Here is a 2,061-nt window from a genome sequence, read left to right as displayed (position 1 = left end):
GGCGCGGTGGTCCTGCTCGACGATGTTGTTCAGGTATTTGTTTTGGCGGACTTTGATCGGCGTCGGTCGCCCGGCACCGCTACGTTTTTCAGTGGCGATCAACGTCGATCTTTTTGACCATTGATCTGCGCGGCGCAATCAGGCGGTAACCGCTAGAATTGCGGCTTTAGCCCGGAATACGCCAATGTCTTTTGCCTCGCTTGGCCTGATCGATCCCTTGCTGCGTAATGTGCAGGACCTCAATTACCAGATACCTACGCCGGTGCAGGCCAAGGCGATTCCTGCTGTGCTCAGTGGCAAGGACGTCATGGCTGCGGCACAGACCGGCACTGGCAAAACGGCGGGTTTTGCGCTGCCGCTGTTGCAACGGCTGGTGCAACACGGCCCGGCGGTGTCCAGCAACCGCGCGCGTGTTCTGGTGCTGGTGCCCACGCGCGAACTGGCCGAACAAGTGCTGCAAAGCTTTATCGCTTACGGCAAAGGCCTCGACTTACGATTTCTGGCCGCCTACGGCGGTGTGAGTATCAACCCGCAGATGATGAAGTTGCGCAAAGGCGTGGATGTGCTCGTTGCCACGCCGGGCCGTTTGCTAGATCTCAATCGCCAGAACGCAGTGCAGTTTGATCAGGTACAAACGCTGGTGCTGGATGAAGCCGACCGCATGCTGGATCTGGGCTTTGCGCGCGAACTCAACGCCGTCTTTGCTGCCTTGCCCGCTGAGCGCCAGACCCTGCTGTTCTCTGCCACGTTTACCGATGATATCCGCGCCATGGCGGCGGGCATTCTGCGCGGCCCGGTCAATATCAGCGTCAGCCCGCCCAATGCCACGGCCGGCAAGATCAAGCAGTGGGTAGTGCCGGTGGATAAAAAGAACAAGCCTGACCTCTTCATGCACCTTGTGGCTGAGAACAACTGGGAGCACGCGCTGGTGTTCGTCAAAACCCGCATTGGCGTGGATTACCTGGCGGCCATGCTGGATGAAGCGGGCTATGCGGTCGACACCATCCACGGCGACAAACCGCAACCCGCGCGCCTGCGTGCGCTGGAGCGCTTCAAGACGGGCGAAGTACGTATGCTGGTAGCCACCGATGTGGCTGCGCGCGGGCTTGATATCGACGACCTGCCGCTGGTGATCAACGTTGATCTGCCGATCGTGGCGCAAGACTATGTGCACCGTATTGGCCGTACCGGCCGCGCGGGCGCCAGCGGCGTGGCGGTGTCCCTTGTGTGTGCCGATGAAGCGCCGCAACTGGCCGCGATTGAAGCGCTGATCCGGCAAACGCTGCCCCGTGAAGAAGAGCCGGGTTTTGAAGCCGAACACCGCGTGCCGCAAACTAGCGCGACGGGCCAGATCATCAAGAAACCCAAAAAGCCTAAGAAGCCCAAAGTGCCGCAAGCTGCGCCGGGCGCCATGCAGGTGCTCAGCAAAAAACCGCGCCCGCAAAGTAGCGAAAACAAACGCAAGCCTGCGGCGCAGCGCGCTGTGGCCGCGGGTAAAGGCACAAGCTTGTCCAGCGGTAACCCATTCAGCGTGCAAAAGCCACGCAGCAAACCCGCCAGCAAGCCAGCTGCGGGTTCACGTAAGCCGGCTGGCAACCCCGCTGGTGGCCGTGGCAAACGCCAACCCTGATCCGTGGGGACGAGTACGCATTCGTGGCGATGAGGCCAGTCATTCGCGACCGCAAAGGTCCGAATGGCAGGAAAGCAACCTTCTGTAGTTGGCTCACCAGGAGCGGCACCGAGACGTCCGCAAAGGCCGATGCCCGGTCTGATAGCGTTGGCCGGATGATGGGCATCCGGGCCAACTGCCAGGTCGCGGGAAGGGTCCCGCTGAGCTACCAGGCATGGCAGCGCGCTTCCGTCACAATAGCACTCTGCCGTTTCGCTGACGTACCATCGGCAACGCCCCACAACTGGCCTTCTCGTCAATGCGCATCTTCGGAATCAGCCTTTACGTCATCATCGCCCTGTTCTTTGCGGTGCATGCCGTGCGCACCCAGCAGAACATGTATTGGCTGCTGATCCTGTTTCTTTTCCCTGGCCTTGGCAGTGCGGTCTACT

General features: G+C 60.7%; 1 protein-coding gene and 1 pseudogene. One reads left to right on the top strand and one right to left on the bottom strand.

Translation table 11 applies throughout. From position 1 onward, the window contains the following. A pseudogene (locus tag GNZ12_RS35960) lies at window positions 1-75 on the bottom strand (IS6 family transposase); the annotation flags it as partial. 109 nt (window positions 76-184) lie between these two features. Here GNZ12_RS35960 and GNZ12_RS35955 point away from each other — a divergent pair. Then, on the top strand, window positions 185-1,630 hold the full coding sequence (locus GNZ12_RS35955; protein ID WP_172316725.1) for a DEAD/DEAH box helicase: 1,446 nt from the start codon (window positions 185-187) through the stop codon (window positions 1,628-1,630). Window positions 1,631-2,061 lie beyond the last annotated feature (431 nt).

It is taken from the genome of Paraburkholderia solitsugae, assembly GCF_013177695.1.
In the GTDB taxonomy this organism is placed as follows: domain Bacteria; phylum Pseudomonadota; class Gammaproteobacteria; order Burkholderiales; family Burkholderiaceae; genus Paraburkholderia; species Paraburkholderia solitsugae.
This window is presented reverse-complemented; position numbering and strand designations above follow the sequence as displayed.

Excerpts from the sequence above, each read along its gene's own strand:
- GNZ12_RS35955 (WP_172316725.1), top strand. The coding sequence starts at position 185 with ATGTCTTTTGCCTCGCTTGGCCTGATCGATCCCTTGCTGCGTAATGTG.